The sequence below is a fragment of the Pseudomonas sp. NFPP12 genome (assembly GCF_900103205.1).
In the GTDB taxonomy this organism is placed as follows: Bacteria; Pseudomonadota; Gammaproteobacteria; order Pseudomonadales; family Pseudomonadaceae; genus Aquipseudomonas; species Aquipseudomonas protegens.
In genome coordinates this window covers 904,357-923,674 of the sequence record NZ_FMWW01000002.1, presented here as the reverse complement: position 1 = coordinate 923,674, position 19,318 = coordinate 904,357, and the positions used below count along the sequence as shown (strand labels likewise).

Sequence of the window (19,318 nt, the reverse complement as noted above, 5' to 3'; positions counted from 1 at the left end):
GTCCATGCAAGGCGCGTCGCTTCGTCATCAGCAACCCGCACCCGGCCGCAAGCCGGTGCCGCGGGGTGCCAGCCGAATGGTGGCCAAAGAGCCGATGTCGGCGCGCCTGCCGAAAGCCAACTTCGGCTTTCTGAAAAGCCTGTTCTGGCCGGTGCTGCTGGTGGCTCTGGGGTTTGGCACCTATGAAGGGGCCCAGCGCCTGCTGCCGTACGCCGACCGCCCGATCACCAAGATCGCGGTGCAGGGGGACTTGAGCTACATCAGCCAGCAGGCGGTGCAGCAGCGGATCGCGCCTTATGTCGCGGCGAGCTTCTTCACCATCGACCTGGCGAGCATGCGCACCGAACTGGAGCAGATGCCCTGGATCGCCCACGCCGAGGTACGTCGGGTGTGGCCGGACCAAGTGGTGATTCGCCTGGAAGAACAACTGCCGGTGGCCCGCTGGGGCGACGAGGCGCTGTTGAACAACCAGGGCCAGGCCTTCACCCCGCGTGAACTGGCGAACTATGAGCACTTGCCGCAGTTGTTCGGGCCGCAGCGGGCCCAGCAGCAAGTGATGCAGCAGTATCAGGTGTTGAGCCAGATGCTGCGGCCGCTGGGCTTTTCGATCGCCCGTCTGGAGCTGCGCGAGCGCGGCAGCTGGTTCCTGACCACCGGCGCCGGCAGTGCCGGCCCGGGTATCGAACTGCTCCTGGGCCGCGATCATCTGGTGGAGAAGATGCGCCGCTTCATTGCCATTTATGAAAAAACGCTGAAAGAACAGATCACGAACATCGCGCGCATCGATCTGCGCTACGCCAACGGCCTGGCCGTCGGCTGGCGCGATCCGGCGGCACCCACGACGGCGCAACCTGCCGTCGCGAAGAATTAAGAAGAGGCAGGACCATGGCAAATGTGCAAAGCGGCAAAATGATCGTCGGCCTGGATATCGGTACCTCCAAGGTTGTGGCGCTGGTGGGCGAAGTCGCGGCCGATGGCTCGCTGGAAATCGTCGGCATCGGCACCCATCCCTCCCGTGGCCTGAAGAAGGGCGTGGTGGTGAATATCGAATCCACCGTGCAGTCGATCCAGCGTGCGGTGGAAGAGGCGCAACTGATGGCGGGCTGCCGTATCCACTCGGCGTTCGTCGGTGTGGCGGGCAATCACATCCGCAGCCTGAACTCCCACGGCATCGTGGCGATTCGCGACCGTGAAGTCAGTTCGGCGGACCTGGAGCGGGTCCTCGACGCTGCCCAGGCCGTGGCGATCCCGGCTGACCAGCGGGTTCTGCACACCCTGCCGCAGGATTACGTGATCGACAACCAGGAAGGCGTGCGTGAACCCCTGGGCATGTCCGGCGTACGCCTGGAGGCCAAGGTGCACGTGGTCACCTGTGCAGTGAATGCCGCGCAGAATATCGAAAAATGCGTGCGCCGTTGCGGCCTGGAAATCGACGACATCATCCTCGAGCAACTGGCTTCGGCCTACTCGGTGCTCACCGACGACGAGAAAGAGCTGGGCGTGTGCCTGGTGGATATCGGCGGCGGCACCACCGACATGGCGATCTTCACCGAAGGCGCGATCCGCCACACTGCGGTGATTCCGATTGCCGGCGACCAGGTGACCAACGACATCGCCATGGCCCTGCGTACCCCGACCCAGTACGCCGAGGAAATCAAGATCCGTTACGCCTGCGCCCTGGCCAAGCTGGCCGGTGCCGGCGAAACGATCAAGGTGCCAAGCGTTGGCGACCGCCCACCGCGCGAACTCTCGCGCCAGGCCCTGGCCGAGGTGGTCGAACCGCGTTACGACGAACTGTTCACCCTGATCCAGGCCGAACTGCGCCGCAGTGGCTACGAAGACCTGATCCCGGCGGGCATCGTGCTCACTGGCGGCACTTCGAAGATGGAAGGCGCGGTGGAACTGGCCGAGGAAATTTTCCACATGCCGGTTCGCCTGGGCGTGCCCCACAGTGTCAAGGGCCTGTCCGACGTGGTGCGCAACCCGATCTATTCCACCGGTGTCGGCTTGCTGCTGTACGGGCTGCAGAAACAGTCCGACGGCATCTCGTTCTCCGGCATCGGCAGCCGCGACAGCTACAGCAGCGACGAGCCCAAGGCGGCACTGCTCGATCGCATCAAGAGCTGGGTGCAGGGCAACTTCTAAAGATTTACCGCAACACCGTTTCAAAGCAGTAGGCAGTAGGCGAAAAACTAGAGAAATGAAAGGAGAGGGAAAATGTTCGAACTCGTAGACAACATCCCGCAAAGTCCGGTAATCAAGGTTATCGGTGTTGGCGGTGGCGGCGGCAACGCGGTCAATCACATGGTCAAGAGCAACATCGAAGGCGTCGAGTTCATCTGCGCCAACACCGATGCTCAAGCGCTGAAAAACATCGGCGCGCGGACCATCCTGCAACTGGGTACCGGCGTGACCAAGGGCCTGGGTGCGGGTGCCAATCCGGAAGTCGGCCGTCAAGCCGCCCTGGAAGACCGCGAGCGTATCGCTGAAGTACTGGCGGGCACCAACATGGTGTTCATCACCACCGGCATGGGCGGCGGTACCGGTACCGGTGCGGCGCCGATCATTGCTGAAGTGGCCAAGGAAATGGGCATCCTCACCGTTGCGGTGGTGACCCGTCCGTTCCCGTTCGAAGGCCGCAAGCGCATGCAGATCGCCGATGAGGGCATCCGCGCGCTGAGCGAAAGCGTCGACTCGTTGATCACCATCCCCAACGAGAAACTGCTGACCATCCTCGGCAAGGACGCCAGCCTGCTGTCGGCTTTCGCCAAGGCGGACGACGTGTTGGCCGGTGCCGTTCGCGGTATTTCCGACATCATCAAGCGTCCGGGCATGATCAACGTCGACTTCGCCGACGTACGTACCGTGATGAGCGAAATGGGCATGGCGATGATGGGCACTGGCTGCGCCAGCGGTCCGAACCGTGCACGTGAAGCCACTGAAGCGGCGATCCGCAACCCGCTGCTGGAAGACGTGAACCTGGAAGGCGCACGCGGCATCCTGGTGAACATCACCGCCGGTCCGGACTTGTCCCTGGGCGAGTACTCCGACGTGGGTAGCATCATCGAGGCCTTCGCTTCCGAACACGCCATGGTCAAGGTCGGTACCGTTATCGATCCGGACATGCGTGACGAGCTGCATGTAACCGTAGTGGCCACCGGCCTGGGCGCAAAAATCGAGAAGCCTGTGAAGGTCATCGACAACACCGTCCAGACTTCCATGTCCGCCCAGTCGCAAGCGCCAGCCCCTGCTCGCCAGGAACTGCCGTCGGTGAACTACCGTGACCTGGACCGTCCGACCGTCATGCGCAATCAGGCGCAGTCGAACGCGGCGACCGCGGCGAAGCTGAATCCGCAAGATGATCTGGACTACCTGGACATCCCGGCATTCCTGCGTCGTCAGGCCGATTGATGGAATGCATCAGGGGTATTAGGGTGATTGGTGTTCAGCAAAGGCATGGTCTGCTATTATCGCCAGCCTTTGTTGATACCAGTTCGCAATTTGCGCTGAAGCGGCCCAAGCCATGATTAAACAACGCACCCTGAAGAATATTATCCGTGCCACAGGTGTAGGCCTGCATTCCGGGGAGAAGGTATACCTGACCCTCAAGCCTGCGCCTGTCGACACCGGCATTGTGTTTTGTCGTGCCGACCTGGACCCTGTGGTGCAGATTCCTGCTCGCGCGGAAAATGTTGGCGAAACCACGATGTCGACCACTCTGGTCAACGGTGACGTCAAAGTGGACACGGTGGAGCACTTGCTCTCGGCCATGGCTGGCCTGGGCATCGATAACGCCTACGTCGAGCTCTCCGCGTCTGAAGTCCCGATCATGGATGGCAGTGCCGGACCCTTCGTATTCCTGATTCAATCTGCTGGCCTCGAAGAACAGGACGCAGCTAAAAAGTTCATCCGCATCCTTCGTGAAGTGACCGTGGAAGACGGCGACAAGCGCGCCACTTTCGTGCCTTTCGATGGTTTTAAAGTGAGCTTCGAGATCGATTTCGATCACCCGGTTTTCCGTGACCGCACCCAGAGTGCAAGCGTGGACTTCTCCAGTACTTCGTTTGTAAAAGAAGTCAGCCGCGCCCGTACCTTTGGTTTCATGAGTGATATCGAGTACCTGCGCAAGCACAACCTCGCACTCGGCGGCAGCGTGGAAAACGCAATTGTGGTCGATTCGGATGGCGTACTGAATGAAGACGGTCTTCGCTACGAAGACGAATTCGTCAAGCACAAGATCCTGGATGCAATTGGCGACCTCTACCTGCTGGGCAACAGCCTGATAGGTGAGTTCAAAGGCTTCAAGTCGGGCCATGCACTGAACAACCAGCTACTGCGCAAGTTGATTGAGCAGAAAGATGCCTGGGAAGTCGTGACCTTCGAAGATGCCAGCACTGCACCGATCTCTTACATGCGTCCGGTTGCGGCCGTGTAAGTCACTCTCTCTTTCCTTTTGTTTTTGAAGGCCATCCCCCCGGATGGCCTTTTTTTATGCCTGCGGTTTCAAGCGCCGCGCTTGGAGCCGCCCTGGGACATGTTGGAAACAACCCGGTTGCGCCCGCTGTACTTGGCCTGATACAGCGCCTTGTCGGCGTCGCTCACCCATTGTTCAAGACCGATATCGGGGTTACCCGACCAGGTGTTGATGCCAATGCTCACGGTCAGCGGCGCGGCGTGTTCGCTGATGGCCGGCAAGGCGGCGATGCTGGTGCGGATCTTCTCGGCGAGTACGGCGGCGCCGGCACTGTCGGTACCTGGCAGGATGACCGCAAACTCCTCGCCGCCATAGCGCGCCGCCAGGTCCGATGGGCGCCCGACGCAGGCGCCAATGCTCTGTGCCACCGCACGCAAGGCCTGGTCCCCCAGCGGATGGCCGAAGCGGTCGTTGAAGGATTTGAAGTGATCGACATCGACCATCAATAGCGACAACGGCAGGTTGGCGCGCCGGGCCCGCGACCATTCGTTGCCCAGCACCTGGTCCAGGGTACGGCGATTGGCCAGGCCGGTGAGGGCATCGACGGCTGCCAGGCGCGCCAGTTCCTGCTCGGCGCTCTGCCGGCGCCGCAGTTCGCGGCACAACTGCCAGGTCAGCCAGAACAGGGCGATGCAAAGGGCGCCAGTGGCGCCGCTGATCAGCACCGCGGTGCGTTGCCAGGCTCCGAAGACCTCGTCGATGGACAGCGCGACAATCACGATCAGGGGCAGATCGCCGACCTGGGAAAAGGTGTACAGCCGCTGCTTCTGATCAACGCTGGAGACGCTGCTGAAGCTGCCGTTGCCTTCGCGCAGAATGCGGACGAAGTTGGGGCGGCTGCTGAAGTTCTTGCCTATCAGGTCGTCTGCCAGCGGCGGTTGCTGGGCCAGCAGAACGCCGTCGCGGCTCACCAGGTTGATCGTACCGTTGCGACCGATATCCAGATTTCTGAACAGCTCGTTGAAGTAGCTCAGGCGCATGGCCGCTTCGGCCACCCCGATGAACTGGCCATGCTCGTCGCTGAGCCGGCGGCTGAAGCTGATCCGCCAGTCGTGATCGGCGGTGCGCGCGCGGAACGGCGGGCTGATCATCATCCTCGGGTCCGGATTGTCGATGTGCGATCGAAAGTACTCGCGATCGGCGTAGTTGCCCGTGCGCGGCACGACCGAGGCCGAGTCGGCCAGCACGTCGCCGTGCCTGTCCAGCAGCAGGATGTCGCCCTTGTAGGGCGCTGCGGTGGCCCGGTCGAACAGCGCCAGGTGACGTATGGCCGCCGAAACATCCTTCAGATCGTCGCGTTGCGCGGCACTGATCAGTCCCTTGAGAGACAGGTCGTAGAGCTCGACGTTGCGCAATACATCGGCGTCGATCAGTTGCACGATGTTGTTGGCGGCACGTGTGGCAGCCTGTTCGGCAGCGGCGTGTTCGCGGATCAACAGGTAGGTGACGATGCCGAGAATGGCTACAACGATCAGCGAGCTGGAGAGGATCAGCAGGCGCTCGGTATTTGACGCGATCTTCCCTGTGCGGGGTGTCGCACTACTCACGTTCATGATTTTGATTTCTGCTGCGTCGACAGTTTTGAGTCTAGTGTGGACGTGGGCTACAGAAATCGGTCACGCCTGCGCGCTTGTATAAATCTCCGATAAAAAAAAGACCAGCAAAACATGCTGGTCTTTTTGTTTGAGTAGCTTAGAAGACGTTGATCGGGTAGTCGACGATCACCCGGTATTCGTCGGTGTCGTTGTCCAGCGCGCCGTAGCCGTTGCCGCCACGGTTGGTGGCCCACTGCAGGCGTACGGCGAGGTCCTTGGCGCTGCCGCCCTGCACCACGTACTTGAGGTCCAGGTCGCGCTCCCAGTGCTTGGCGTTCTTGCCGTCGGCGCTGTACCAACTGGCATAGCCGCGGCTGGCCGGATCGACCTTGGTCAGGTCCAGCTCGCCGCGCGAGTAGGACAGCGCCGAAGTCAGGCCCGGCAGGCCGAGACCGGCAAAGTCATAGGCGTACTTGAGCTTCCACGAACGCTCGTTGGGGCCGTTGAAGTCCGAATACTGCTGGGAGTTGTCCAGGTAGATGCTGTCGCCCTGGGCGATGTAGTCGAACGGTGTGTTGCCGTTGACCCGCTGATAGGCCGCGGTGACGCTGTGGTTACCCACGCCGACGGTGAAGTGCAGGCTGTAGGTGTTGTTGTCGATGTTGCCCAGCAGCGCCTGGCCGGTGTCCTGGGTGTGATAGAAGTGCAGGCCCGGGTTGAGGCTGACCAGTTCGTTGACCGCGTAGGTGTAGTCCAGGTCGTAGTAGTACTGGTTCCAGATGTCCTTGAGTTCGGACGCGTAGAGGCTGCTGGTCAGCCCTGGCACGCCGCTCCAGGCCACGCCGGCCCAGTTCAGGTGCAGGCTCTCGTCGCCCTCGCGCAGGCTGCCGTAGGAAGTACCGATGCGCTTGTGTCCGCTCTGGTTGTACGGCTTGGTGAAGCTGGCCTGGCCGCCCTCGATCAACCAGCCGTCGAAGCTGTGGTTGGTCAGGCTCACGCCGCGGAAGGTCTGGGGCAGCATGCGGCTCATGCCGCCGGCGATCACCGGGTTGTTGAGGAACAGGTCGCCAGCCTTGAGCTCGGTATCGAAGGCCCGCATTTTCAAGGTGGCGCCGGCGGTGGAAAACGAGCCGGGTGCCTTGTGCCGGCCATCGTCGCTGATAGGCAGGATGCTCGACTTGGTGGTGCCGCCGCCACCGTCCAGCTTGAGGCCGAGCATGGCGTTGGCATCAAGGCCGAAACCCACGGTGCCCTGGGTGTAGCCCGACTCGAAGACGCCGAGAAAACCCTGGCCCCATTCGATGTTGTCCTTGCTCTGCTGCAGGCGGTTGCGGTTCATGTAGTAGTTGCGGGCGTTGAGCTTGAGGCTCGAACCCTCGACAAAACCCTCGGCCTTGGTTTCTTCGGCCGCTTGCCCGAGTGTCGGGATCGTTGCGGCGATTGCAATGAACAGGGGGCTGATCTTCAGTGAGGTCTTGAACAACGTTTAGCTCCTTTGGTGAACGACAATGGCTTCTTATTGTGAATTCGGGTGTTTCTTGTTCTGGGTATGACGAGTGTGCCGAGGGTTTCCATACGGCAAAAAAAAGCCGCTGAACTCAGCGGCTTTAAGACAACTTACTCCCGGGTTGAAAGCAGAGAAGTTGTCGAGGGAAACAAGTCGGAAGCGTGGATCAACTGTCTTTCTGAGTGTCGCTCTTGCTTTGCTCGGCAGTGATCTTCTGGGCTTTCTGAGTGTTTTGCTGCTGGGCTGCCTGGGCGATCTGGGCTTGTTCGAAAGCGGCGGCGCGTGCGGCATTTCTTGCCACGAATCCCTGGGATTCTTCGGCCATGGCCATTGGTGCCACGAACAGGGAAGACAAAACGAACGCGCTGGCGATACCCATACTGTTGGACATTTCTGAAGACCTTCTTGCAGAGCAAGTTCAATTCGGTGCGACAAAAATATAACCACGTGGCTGCTGGAAAAAGAGCCGAACAGGATAAGGACTGTTACAAAAAAAACAATAGTAGGAGCTGGCTTGCCAGCGAACGCGCCCTATCGCCTTGCGCCGGATGTGTTGACGCCTTCGCCGGCAAGCCGGCTCCTACAGAATCCGAGAATCCGAGAATCCCGAGTCAGAGAGGCAGGTACAGGCCGAAAGTATTGATGCCCCGGTCACTGCGCACGAACACATCGCCGCCATGCATCAGGGCGATGGCCTTGACGATGGCCAGCCCCAGGCCGTGATTGGCACCGCTGTTGCTGCGCGAGGCATCCACCCGGTAGAAACGCTCGAACAGCCGTGGCAGGTGTTCACTGGCAATGTCCTGCCCCGGGTTGCTGACGGCGATCGCCACCTGGTGTTCCTGGACCTCGATCCGCACCTGGATCACTTCCCCGGCTGCGGTGTGCTGCACCGCGTTGCTCAGCAGGTTGATCAGGGCCCGGCGCAGGTGGGCAACCTCGATCCGCACCTGGGCATCGCCCTGGACCTCGACCCTGACCTGGGCGTCTTCGAGGATGAAGTCCAGGTAGTCCAGGGTCGTTGCCACTTCCGCCGCCAGGGAACTGGTGGTGAGCTTGGTGGCCTTGCTGCCCTGGTCGGCACTGGCCAGGAACAGCATGTCGTTGATGATCGAACGCAGCCGCTCCAGCTCTTCGAGGTTCGATTGCAGTACCTCGAAGTAATGCTCCGCCGAGCGCCCCCGGGTCAGGGCGACCTGGGTCTGGCCGATCAGGTTGGTCAGGGGCGAGCGCAGTTCGTGGGCCACATCGGCGTTGAACGACTCCAGGCGCGAGTAGGCGTGTTCGACCCGTTCCAACGTGGAGTTGAAGGAGTTGACGAACTGCTTCAGCTCCGGCGGCAGTGGCGACAATTGCAGGCGCCCGGACAGCCGTGGCGGTGCCAGGCGCTGGGCTTCCTGGGAGAGCTTGATCAGCGGCTTGAGGCCGATCCGCGCCACCCAGTAGCCCAGGGCCGAGGCCAGCAGCACGCCGACAATGGCCAGGCCGATCAGGGCCATCAGCAACTGATGCTGGGTCTGGTGGAAGGTGTCGGTGTCGATGGCGATCAGAAAGCGCAGGGCCGGGCGCTGTTCCTTGGCCGGCAACTGGCTGACCAGGACTTTCAGCGGATAGGGGTGATCGCTCAGGTTCAGGTCACGCATGCCCAGGGGGCCTTGGGCGAATTCGCGGATCTGCGCGTCGGGGTTGCCGTATTCATAGCCGGGGTCGCCGCTGATGGCCCAGAAGCGGATGCGCTTGTCTTCCTCGCTCAGCAGCTTGAGCTTGGCGTTGATCTTGGCCCAGTGCTCGGGGTTGCCGTAGCGGGTCAGGGCCGACTCCAGCACGCTGTAGCGCGCATCCAGTTCGGCTTCCGGGAGCAGCCCCAGGCCCTTGTCCACCTGCTGGTAGAGGGCCCCGCCAATCAGCAGGAAGATCAGCAGCGCCACCAGAGTGAACAGCCCGCTCAGGCGCAGGGCGATGGAGTTACTCGGCACCGCGGCTCTCCAGCACATAGCCCATGCCACGGATGGTGTGCAGCAGTTTCTGTTCGAAGGGGCCGTCGAGCTTGGCCCGCAGGCGCTTGATCGCCACTTCGACGACATTCGCGTCGCTGTCGAAATTGATGTCCCAGACCATTTCCGCGATGGCGGTCTTGGACAGGATCTCGCCCTGGCGCCGGGCCAGCACGCTGAGCAGGGAAAACTCCTTGGCGGTCAGGTCCAGGCGGCTGCCGGCACGGCTGGCCTTGCGGCTGATCAGGTCGATCCACAGGTCGGCGATGCTGATCTGCACCGGCTCATGCCCACCGCTGCGACGGGTCAGGGCTTGCAGGCGCGCCACCAGCTCAAGGAAGGAGAAGGGCTTGCCCAGGTAGTCGTCGGCGCCATCGCGCAGGCCCTTGATGCGGTCCTCCACGCGTTCGCGGGCGGTGAGCATGATCACTGGGGTCTGCTTGCGCGCACGCAGTGCTCGCAATACGCCAAAGCCATCCAGGCCGGGCAGCATCACATCCAGCACTATCACGGCATAGTCGCCCTCCAGAGCCATGTGCAGGCCTTCGACGCCGTCCCGGGCCAGGTCGACGGTGTAGCCTTGCTCGGTCAACCCGCGGTGCAGGTAATCGGCCGTTTTTTCTTCGTCTTCGATAATCAGAACGCGCATGACCCGCCTCAGGTAGTGGTGGCCGGCAACAGGGCCGGCTGGGGCCGGTGGAACAGCCGCTCAAGCCACAAGTATATGACCGGCGTGGTGAACAGCGTCAGGGCCTGGCTGACCAGCAGGCCGCCCACCACGGCAATCCCTAGGGGCTGGCGCAGTTCGGCGCCGGCGCCGTAGCCGAGCATCAGCGGCAGGGCACCGAGCAGGGCGGCCAGGGTGGTCATGATGATCGGCCGGAAGCGGGTGATGCAGGCTTGGTAGATCGCCTCCTCGGGAGGCAGGCCGCCGTGGCGCTGGGCTTCCAGGGCAAAGTCGATCATCAGGATGCCGTTCTTCTTGACGATGCCGATCAGCAGCACCAGGCCGATCAGCGCCATGATGGAAAAGTCCTGGCCGCACAGCCAGAGCATCAGCAAGGCGCCCAGCCCGGCCGAGGGCAGGGTGGAAATGATGGTCAAGGGATGCACGAAGCTTTCGTACAGCACCCCGAGAATGATGTACACCGCCACCAGCGCCGCCAGGATCAGGTACGGCTGGCTGGCCAGCGAGCTCTGGAAGGCCTGGGCCGCGCCCTGGAAATTGCCGCTGATGGCCGTTGGCATGCCGATCTCGCTCTTGGCCTGGTTGAGCAGGATGACCGCATCGCCCAGGGCCACGCCGGGGGCCAGGTTGAAGGACAGGTTGGCCGCCGGGAACATGCCGTCGTGGGCAATCGACAGCGGGCCGATGGTGGGCGCATCGAAGCGCGCCAGGGCAGAGAGCGGGACCATTTCTCCGGTCAGCGGCGAGCGCAGGTAGAAGTAGTTGAGGCTCTCGGCCTTGCCCCGTTGCTGGGTGTCGAGTTCAAGGATCACGTTGTACTGGTTGATCTCGGTCTGGAACTCGTTGATCTGGCGCTGGCCGAAGGCGTCGTACAGTGCCTCGTCGACATCGCTGGCGGTAAGGCCGAAACGCGCGGCAGCCGTGCGATCGATATGGATGTGGGTGATGCTGCCGCCCAGTTGCAGGTCGTTGGAGATGTCACGGAAGGCCGGGTTGCTGCGCAGCTTTTCCGTCAGGCGCTGGGTCCAGGTGCTCAGGGTCGGGCCGTCGTTGCTTTTCAGTACGTACTGGTACTGGGCGCGGCTGGGACCAGAGCTGAGGTTGATGTCCTGGCCGGCCCGCAGGTACAGGACAATGCCGGGCACCTTCATCAGTTGCGGGCGGATGCGGTCGATGAAGGCACTGGCAGACACGTCCCGGTCGCCACGGTTCTTGAGGGAAATCCAGAAACGGCCGTTGGCGATGGTCTGGTTGCTGCCCGAGACCCCCACCGAGTGGGAGAAGGCCTGCACTGCCGGGTCGGCGGCGACGATCTCGGCCAGCGCCTGGTGCTTTTTCACCATGTCCGGGTAGGAAATGTCCGCCGCAGCCTCGGTAGTACCGAGCACGAAGCCGGTGTCCTGCACGGGGAAGAAGCCCTTGGGGATCAGGATATAACCGGCAATGGCCATGCTCAGGGTCAGGCCGAAGATTCCCAGCATCAGTTTCTGATGGGCCAGGGCCTTGCGCAGGCCGCGCTCGTAGACCGCCAGCAGGCGCTCGCCGAAGCCCGGCTTGGCATGGGCCGGGTGCACCGGCGCGCGCATGAACAGGGCCGCCAGGGTGGGGGCCAGGGTCAGCGAGACCACCACCGAAATCATGATGGTGGAAGTGGCGGTCAGGGCGAACTCCTTGAACAGCCGGCCCACCACGCCGCCCATGAACAGCAGGGGAATGAACGCCGCCACCAGGGAGAAGCTGATGGAGACCACGGTGAAGCCGATCTCGCCGGCGCCCTTGATTGCCGCCTCGCGCATGCCGTCGCCGGCTTCCAGGTGGCGGTGGATGTTCTCCACCACGACGATGGCGTCATCCACCACAAAGCCCACGGCCACGACAATGGCCACCAGGGTCAGGTTGTTCAGGCTGAAGCCCAGCACGTACATCAAGGCGAAACTGGCGGTCAGGGACACGCCCAGCACCGCGGAGACGATCAGGGTCGCCGACCACTGGCGCAGGAACAGCGCCATCACCGCCACCACCAGCAGCACGGCGATCAGCAGGGTGATCTCCACTTCGTGCAATGAGGCGCGGATGGTCTGGGTCCGGTCCACCAGCACCTTGACCTGCACCGAGGCCGGGAGCATGGCCTCCAGGCCTGGCAGGGCAGCCTGGATGCGGTCCACGGTCTCGACGATATTGGCCCCGGGCTGGCGCGAGATCACCAGGTTGACCCCCGGTTGGTCGCCGGACCAGGCCTGGACGTAGGCATCTTCCGAACCGTTGACTACCCGCGCCACATCCTGCAGGTGCACGGGGGCACCGTCCTTGTAGGAAACGATCAACTGGCCGTATTCCTCGGGATGGAACAACTGGTCGTTGGTGGACAGGGTGGAGATGCTCGACTCGCCGTACAGTGCACCCTTGGCCAGGTTGAGGCTGGTCTGCTGGATCGCCAGGCGGATGTCGGCCAGGGTCAGGCCAATGGCCGCCAGTTTGTCCGCCGAAGCCTGGACCCGGATCGCCGGGCGCTGCTGGCCGGTGATGTTGATCTGGCCGACCCCGTCGATCTGGCTGATCTGTCGGGCCAGCAGGGTTTCCGCGTAGTCACTGAGCTCGGTGCCGGGCATCTGCGTCGAACTGATGCTGAGGATCAGCACCGGGCTGTCCGCCGGGTTGACCTTCTTCCAGGTGGGCAGGGTGGGCATGTCCTTGGGCAACTTGCCAGCGGCGGTGTTGATCGCCGCCTGCACTTCCTGGGCGGCGGTGTCGATGCTCTTGTTCAAGGTGAACTGCAGGGTCAGCAAGGACGAGCCCAGGGCGCTGCTGGAGGTCATCTGGGTCATGCCGGGAATGGCGCTGAATTGCACCTCCAGGGGCGTGGCCACGGAAGAGGCCATGGTGTCCGGGCTGGCACCGGGCAGGGCGGCGGACACCTGGATGGTCGGGAACTCGGCCTCTGGCAGCGGAGCCACCGGCAGGCGCGGGAAGGCAATGGCGCCCAACAGTACCAGGGCGAAGGTCAGCAGGACGGTGGCGACCGGATGGTCGACGCACCAGGCGGACACCGAGCCATGGCCCTTCATGGCTGGGGCTCCGTCGCCTGTACCACCTGAGGTGGATCGCTCAATACCTGGACCTGGGAGCCGGGCTTGAGCCGCGACTGGCCGTCACTGACCAGCACATCGCCAGCCTGAACCCCGGAGATGATGTTCAACCCGCTGTCCTGATACACCACCTGCACCGGCACGACTTCCACCTGCTGGCCCTTGACCCGGTACACGAAGTGCTGGTCCAGGCCGCGCTGGACCACGGTCGGCGGTACGGTGAGGGCGTTCTGGTCCAGGGCGGTCTGGATTTTCACCGTCACCAGTTGCCCGGGCCACAGCTGCTGCTGGGCGTTGCTGAACTCCGCCTTGGCGCGGATGGTGCCGGTCCCGGCGTTGATCTGGTTGTCGATCAGGGTCAGGTGCCCGTTGCCCAGCAGGGCCCCGGCGCTGTTGCTGTCAGCGCCGAGGAAGGCCTTGACCGCCGCCGGGTCCTGGGCGCGGATCAGTTGCTGCAGGGTTGGCAGCATTTGCTGGGGCAGGGAAAACTCCACGGCAATCGGGTCGATCTGGGTCACCGAGAACAGGCCCTGGGTATCGCTCATGCGCAGGAAGTTGCCTTCATCAACGGTACGAATCCCCACCCGGCCGCTGACGGGAGAGCGGATCTGAGTGTAGGAAAGCTGTACCTGAGCGGCATCAATGGCAGCCTGGTTACCCTGGGCCGTGGCGTTGAGCTGATTGACCAGGGCCACTTGCTGGTCATAGGTCTGCTTCGAGATGCCGTCATCCACCGACAGTAGCTTGTAGCGCTTGAGGTTGATCTGGGCCACCTGCAACTGGGCCTGGTTCTGCGCCAGCTGGGCCCGGGCCTGATCGAGGTTGGCGCGTATCGAACGATCATCGATGGTCGCCAGCAGGTCGCCGGTCTTGACCAGTTGCCCCTCCTTGACCAGCAGCCGGGTCAGGATGCCATCCACCTGTGGGCGAATCACCACGCTGTGCAGCGACAGTACCGTGCCGATGCCGCTGGCGTAACGCGGCACATCCTGCTGGTGCACGCTGACCACCCGTACCGGAATTGCCGTGGGCGCGGCCAGCCTGGCGGTGGCGGGCTTGTTCAGGAACCACGCGACACCGGCGATGAGCACCACGAGTACCGCTGCGGTCACGACTGTTTTCTTGGCAATGGGCATGGGGAGAGAGCGCCGGGCAATGATGTCGGAAGGATGGCCATGATCTGGGCACAGTTATAGCCCGACAACCCGGTCAGCACCGTGACGGCCAGCTGTCAGCGCTGTCAGAAAACTCCCGGTGGGCCCCGATCAAAGATGGTTGGCGCACAGGTATACTGGCGCCCACTGCGGCCTGCACCCCGGCGCGGATTTCCTTTCTCTCCTGGAGTTTCCATGACTTCCCCTGCACAACCCGCTGCGGATGACGCCCTGAACGTCGACCCGGCCGCCGACGCAACCGCTACCGACACCCCGAGCACGGCGGCGATCCCGGCGTTCAAGTTTCCCTTCAAGCCTTCCGAGTTTGCTCCTGCCAAGAATGCCCAGCAGCCCTGGTACAAAAATGGTGCCAGCAACGGACACACCAAGACCCCCGGCGCAGCGCCTCCCGGCACTCGTCGCTCCATGGGCAAACGCTGATATCGCCGACATTCGCAGAAAAAATCCCGATTTGCGCTTTTTTAATCGCAATGATGGCTAATTGCTTTAAACCTGAGCTGGATCAGTATTTGTGGCATCAGTGCGCTTAGAGTCAGCAGCCCTGCCGACTCCACCCAACACATACGAGCGCGCTATCCATGAAGATCAACCTTCCGGTTACTGGGCGAAACGTGGACTTTGCCCCTGATGCGAATATCCTTTCGACCACTGATCTGACTAGCGCGATCACCTACGCCAACCCTGATTTCATCAAGATCAGTGGCTACAGCCGTGAGGAGTTGCTGGGCTCGCCGCATAACCTGTTGCGCCACCCGGACATGCCCTCCGCGGCCTTCGCCCACATGTGGCGCACCCTCAAGCGCGGCCGTTCGTGGATGGGCATGGTGAAGAACCGTTGCAAGAACGGCGATCACTATTGGGTCAGTGCCTATGTCACGCCCGTGACCCGCGATGGCCAGGCGGTGGAATACCAGTCGGTGCGCACCAAACCCAGCGTCCGTCAGATCGAGGCGGCGGAGCGGGCCTATGCCCAGCTCAACGGTGCCGGCCCCTCGTGGTGGAGCCTGTTGCCGGTGATCAGCCTGCGGTTGCGTCTCTGGGCCTCCATCAGCGCCGGCTTCATCGGCAGCTACGGCGTTTCAGTGTGGCTGCTGCCCGAATCCTGGATGGTCCAGGGGGCCGTGATGGCCATGGGGTGGTGCCTGAGCCTGACGGCGGTCGGCGTGCAAGCGCGTCCACTGGATCGATTGGCCGAGCGCGCCCGGCAGATCGGTGACAACCCCTTGAGCCAGGGCATCTATACCGGCCGTACCGACGAGTTCGGGCGCATTGAGTTCGCCCTGCAGATGCTCGAAGCCCAGGTGGGCGCGGTAGTGGGGCGCATCGGCGATGCGTCCCAGCGCCTGGAGGGGCATGCCGCGGAACTGGTGGAGCATCTGCACAGCAGCCACAACAGCACCCTGGAACAGCAGGCGGAAACCGATCAGGTGGCGGCGGCCATTCACCAGATGGCGGCCAGCGTCGCCGAGGTTGCCACCCATGCCCAGCAGGCCTCGGTGGCGGCAGACCAGGCGGAAAGCGAAACCCGTGAGGGCCACCTGCTGGTGGGCGAAAGCCGCAGTGCGGTGCTGCGCCTGGCCAGCGAGCTGGAGCGGGCCACCGAGGTCATCCATCAACTGGAAAGCCATAGCACCGACATTTCCGGGGTGCTGGAGGTGATCCGCAGCATCGCCGAGCAGACCAACCTGCTGGCCCTGAATGCGGCAATCGAGGCGGCGCGGGCCGGGGAGCAGGGCCGGGGTTTTGCCGTGGTCGCCGATGAAGTGCGCGGGCTGGCCCAGCGCACCCAGGATTCCACCAACGAGATCCAGCGCATGATCAGCACCCTGCAAATGGGCGCGCGCAATGCGGTGGAGGCCATGCAGCACAGCAGCCAGCACCTGGAGAGCAGTGTCGACCAGGCCAAGCGCGCGGCGGTGGCCCTGGACGGCATCAGCCAGCGGGTCAACCAGATTACCGAGATGAGCTTGCAGATCGCCGCAGCGGTGGAAGAGCAGAGCGCAGTCAGCGAGGACATCAACCGCAACATCATCGGCATTCGCAATGCCTGTGAGGCGACCGTCAGTGCCGGCCAGCTCAGCCACGTCAACTCAGGCGACGTGGCCGGGCTGGCGGGGGACTTGCGGCAACTGGCCCTGGAGTTCTGGCACAAGCGCGGCTAGGGCTGTTCGCCGATCCGCCGTTGTCCGCGGCTCAGGCGGCGCGCAGGGAAATGAAGGCGTAGTCCAGAGGCGTTTCACTGACCACCTGGGCACCGGCGGCCTGGACCTGACCGGCGATATCGTCTCCGGACAGGTGAAAGCGCCAGGGCTGGCCCGGTGCTCCGGGTGGTGCAGCCTGGACCTGGTCGATGGCGTTAGCCAGGGCGCCCATGTCCGGCAGGTAAGCGGTGAAACCGTCGCCCTTGAGCGCTGTGGTGCGAATGCCCAGCAAGGCGCAAATGGCTTCCTTGGTGTGGATGTCGTCACGGTCGGCCTGGCGCGAGCGGCGGATCAGCTCGGCCAGCTCCTGATCCACCAGTTCATTCCCCAGAATCAGTTGCGGGCCCTGTTCCCAGGATTCCGGCGGGCATTCCTTGGCCTGCGGGTTGAGGGGAATGTGCGGATTGATTTCCATGGGGTAGATGCGGCACACCAGTGGCCGGCGCTGGTAGATGCGGCACAGCTGGTCTTCGTCAAGATTCCGGCAGGGGCCGACGTTGTAGGCGGCGAAGGTGATCGCCACATAGGCTTCGGTGGCGCCACTGCGGACCCGGCAGGAACGGCGTTCGGCGTGCTCGCGCTGCTGCATCGGCAGCCCCAGGCCATTGCCGAGGAAGGCTTCCACCAGAATGATCACCTGGCCGCCGTCGGCCGCCCAGTCACGGGCTTCCAGCAGGGTCAGGGGCACGTGGTGATCGTTGCAGCATTTGCCGCAGCCGACGCAGGAAAACTGAGTGTTCATTGCACGAAGCGCCTTGTGGATCAGCAGGAGTCAAGTGGGAAAACCGTCATGGACGCTACCCGGGGCTATGCCGAAGCAAGTTATGCGCCATTCACCGGGCCTTGAGGGCCGGCCGGATCGAGTCCCACTCGCTGACCGCAGCCTGGCCGGTCTGCCTGTTGTACAGGCACAGTTCGATGCCCGATTGGCCGCGCATGTGTTTCTGCGGGTAGCGGCCTTGCAGCAACAGGGCGCTGACGCCGACCTGGTCGGGAAATTGCGCGATGGTTCCCACGGGTTTGGGGTTTTGCAGGCCGCTGGCCTGGGTACAGCTGATTCGGATGGCCTGCTCCAGGGCGGCCCAGGCATCGTCGCTGGAGGCGCTGGCCTGGCCGGTGAGGGTGGCCAGGCAGAGCAGGCACAGAGTCTTGGCGTTCATGGGGGCGGCTCCTTGGGGCGCAGGGGCGTTGGGATCGCCGGGGCTGATCCGGCCGTTCGCAGCCTTCGGCGGCTACAGGATAGTGACCGGCGGATCAGTCGAGGGTTTCGTGACGCACGATGTACATGCCGACGCTTTCGTAGAGGCGCCGGGCCCCCAGGTTGCCTTCCAGTACCCGCAGATCGACGCAGCCTTCCCGGCGTTCGGCGAACAGGATGAAGGCTTGCTGCAGCAAGGCGCGCCCCAGGCCCTGGCCGCGCGCTCGGGGGTGTACCACCAGGTCCTTGATGTAGGCGCTGGTCCAGCACTGGGCGACGCCGATCACACCTTCGGCATCCCGGGCCACCAGGCACAGTTCGGGGTCGTATTCGGCATCGCTCTCGAAGGCCTGGCGCCAGCTGTCCAGCACCGGGACGTCGCCGCCACCGTCCTGGTAGCCCAGATGCATCAACTGATGCACAGCCTGCGCATGCTCGGGGCTGTAGTTGTGCACAGTGATGCCGGCAGGCCACTGCGGCGCTGCCAAAGGGGCAGTGAGATCGCGGCGCATCAACAAACAGTGGATCTGGCTCATGCCTCAGGCGCCCTGGGTGGCAATGGTCTTGGCTGCGTCGATCAGGCAGCGGGTCAGTTCTGGCGAGGAAAACTTGGTGAGCACGGCGTTGGCGCCGGCCACACGGGCTTTCTCGCTGTTCATGGCGCTGTCCAGGGAGGTGTGCAGCAGCACGTAGAGGTGGGCGAAGTCCGGGGTTTCCCGCAGGGTGCGGGTCAGGGCGTAGCCGTCCATCTCCGACATCTCGATGTCCGAGACAATCAGGTTGATCTCGTTGGCCGTGCCTTGCAGTTCCAGCAGGCAGTCGATGGCTTCCTTGGCGCTGCGGGCGGTATGGCATTGCAGGCCGAGGTTGCGCAAGGTGTGTACCGATTGCTGCAGTGCCACCTGGCTGTCGTCCACCACCAGGATCCGCGCGTTGCCCAGGGCTTCGGCGTCTTCCATGCTCAGCTCGGTGGGCGCCATCTCGATCTGGGCCGGGGCGATGCCATGGATCACTTTCTCGATATCCAGTACCTGCACCAGGGTGCCGTCCACTTGGGTCACCCCGGTGATGTAGGACTTGAGGCCGCCGGAACCGAAGGGCGGTGGACGGATATCGGTGGTCAGGCAATGCACGATCTTGCTCACGGCCTGCACGTGCAGGCCCTGTTTGGAGCGGCTGACGTCAGTGACGATCAGGCAGCCGCTGTCGGGGTCGGCCAGGGGCCGCTCGCCGATGGCCCGGCTGAGGTCGATCACCGACAGCGAGTTGCCCCGCAGGGTGGCGATGCCTTTCACGTGGGGGTGGGATTCGGGCAGCTTGGTCAGCGGCGGGCAGGGAATGATCTCACTGACTTTAAGCAGGTTGATTGCCATCAGCTTGCCGCTGCGCAAGGTAAACAGCAGAAGCGATAGCGAATCTGCGCGGGCTTTGTTGGAGGACATAAAAACCTTCTCTGGAGA

17 protein-coding genes are annotated in these 19,318 nt (G+C 63.1%); 6 read left to right on the top strand and 11 right to left on the bottom strand.

Going from position 1 to position 19,318, the window contains the following annotated elements; all coding sequences use genetic code 11:
- Positions 1-4 precede the first annotated feature (4 nt).
- The 4 genes from BLS75_RS11935 (at position 5) to lpxC (ending at position 4,435) form a co-directional block, all read left to right on the top strand.
- A complete protein-coding gene (locus BLS75_RS11935; protein WP_015636926.1) occupies positions 5-871 on the top strand; it encodes a cell division protein FtsQ/DivIB in 867 nt (288 codons plus the stop codon).
- A 14-nt stretch (positions 872-885) separates the two neighbouring features.
- Positions 886-2,145 (top strand): cell division protein FtsA, encoded by a 1,260-nt coding sequence (gene ftsA / locus BLS75_RS11930; RefSeq protein WP_011063306.1) that lies wholly within the window; start codon positions 886-888, stop codon positions 2,143-2,145.
- Between the two features lie 72 nt (positions 2,146-2,217).
- Positions 2,218-3,411 carry a cell division protein FtsZ gene (gene ftsZ / locus BLS75_RS11925; RefSeq protein ID WP_011063305.1) on the top strand — a complete coding sequence of 398 codons (1,194 nt, stop codon included), beginning with the start codon at positions 2,218-2,220 and terminating at the stop codon, positions 3,409-3,411.
- A gap of 112 nt (positions 3,412-3,523) precedes the next feature.
- Positions 3,524-4,435, top strand: a complete 912-nt coding sequence (gene lpxC, locus BLS75_RS11920; RefSeq protein WP_011063304.1) for a UDP-3-O-acyl-N-acetylglucosamine deacetylase — start codon at positions 3,524-3,526, stop codon at positions 4,433-4,435.
- Positions 4,436-4,503: 68 nt separating this feature from the next.
- Here the strand turns inward: lpxC and BLS75_RS11915 are convergent, their stop codons facing one another.
- From BLS75_RS11915 to BLS75_RS11885, 7 genes are all read right to left on the bottom strand, one after another.
- The gene (locus tag BLS75_RS11915; RefSeq protein WP_072450921.1) at positions 4,504-6,027 is read right to left on the bottom strand and encodes a sensor domain-containing diguanylate cyclase; all 1,524 of its coding nucleotides are present in this window, start codon (positions 6,025-6,027) and stop codon (positions 4,504-4,506) included.
- A 139-nt stretch (positions 6,028-6,166) separates the two neighbouring features.
- Positions 6,167-7,492, bottom strand: coding sequence for an OprD family porin (locus BLS75_RS11910; RefSeq protein WP_072450920.1), 1,326 nt, complete (start codon positions 7,490-7,492; stop codon positions 6,167-6,169).
- A gap of 190 nt (positions 7,493-7,682) precedes the next feature.
- Positions 7,683-7,907, bottom strand: coding sequence for a hypothetical protein (locus BLS75_RS11905; protein WP_072450919.1), 225 nt, complete (start codon positions 7,905-7,907; stop codon positions 7,683-7,685).
- 220 nt (positions 7,908-8,127) lie between these two features.
- A complete protein-coding gene (locus BLS75_RS11900) occupies positions 8,128-9,492 on the bottom strand; it encodes a heavy metal sensor histidine kinase (RefSeq protein WP_072450918.1) in 1,365 nt (454 codons plus the stop codon).
- Positions 9,482-10,159, bottom strand: coding sequence for a heavy metal response regulator transcription factor (locus tag BLS75_RS11895; RefSeq protein ID WP_011063299.1), 678 nt, complete (start codon positions 10,157-10,159; stop codon positions 9,482-9,484). The genes BLS75_RS11900 and BLS75_RS11895 overlap by 11 nt, the downstream gene beginning before the upstream one ends.
- Before the next feature lie 8 nt (positions 10,160-10,167).
- Complete coding sequence (locus tag BLS75_RS11890; protein WP_072450917.1) at positions 10,168-13,263, bottom strand: multidrug efflux RND transporter permease subunit; 3,096 nt, start codon at positions 13,261-13,263, stop codon at positions 10,168-10,170.
- The gene (locus BLS75_RS11885) at positions 13,260-14,420 is read right to left on the bottom strand and encodes an efflux RND transporter periplasmic adaptor subunit (protein WP_011063297.1); all 1,161 of its coding nucleotides are present in this window, start codon (positions 14,418-14,420) and stop codon (positions 13,260-13,262) included. Before BLS75_RS11885 ends, BLS75_RS11890 begins: the two co-directional genes overlap by 4 nt.
- A 213-nt stretch (positions 14,421-14,633) precedes the next feature.
- On the opposite strand from BLS75_RS11885, the gene BLS75_RS11880 reads away from it, so the two are divergent.
- Both BLS75_RS11880 and BLS75_RS11875 read left to right on the top strand, forming a co-directional pair.
- Positions 14,634-14,879, top strand: coding sequence for a hypothetical protein (locus tag BLS75_RS11880; protein ID WP_011063296.1), 246 nt, complete (start codon positions 14,634-14,636; stop codon positions 14,877-14,879).
- Positions 14,880-15,037: 158 nt separating this feature from the next.
- The gene (locus tag BLS75_RS11875; protein ID WP_015636920.1) at positions 15,038-16,621 is read left to right on the top strand and encodes a methyl-accepting chemotaxis protein; all 1,584 of its coding nucleotides are present in this window, start codon (positions 15,038-15,040) and stop codon (positions 16,619-16,621) included.
- Between the two features lie 31 nt (positions 16,622-16,652).
- Here BLS75_RS11875 and BLS75_RS11870 read toward each other — a convergent pair whose 3' ends face one another.
- From BLS75_RS11870 to BLS75_RS11855, 4 genes are all read right to left on the bottom strand, one after another.
- Positions 16,653-17,402, bottom strand: a complete 750-nt coding sequence (locus tag BLS75_RS11870; protein WP_011063294.1) for a YkgJ family cysteine cluster protein — start codon at positions 17,400-17,402, stop codon at positions 16,653-16,655.
- A 91-nt stretch (positions 17,403-17,493) separates the two neighbouring features.
- Positions 17,494-17,820 (bottom strand): hypothetical protein, encoded by a 327-nt coding sequence (locus BLS75_RS11865; protein WP_015636919.1) that lies wholly within the window; start codon positions 17,818-17,820, stop codon positions 17,494-17,496.
- A 94-nt stretch (positions 17,821-17,914) separates the two neighbouring features.
- Positions 17,915-18,394, bottom strand: coding sequence for a GNAT family N-acetyltransferase (locus BLS75_RS11860; protein ID WP_015636918.1), 480 nt, complete (start codon positions 18,392-18,394; stop codon positions 17,915-17,917).
- Positions 18,395-18,397: 3 nt separating this feature from the next.
- Positions 18,398-19,300, bottom strand: coding sequence for a chemotaxis protein (locus BLS75_RS11855; protein WP_065365220.1), 903 nt, complete (start codon positions 19,298-19,300; stop codon positions 18,398-18,400).
- Positions 19,301-19,318: the final 18 nt, after the last annotated feature.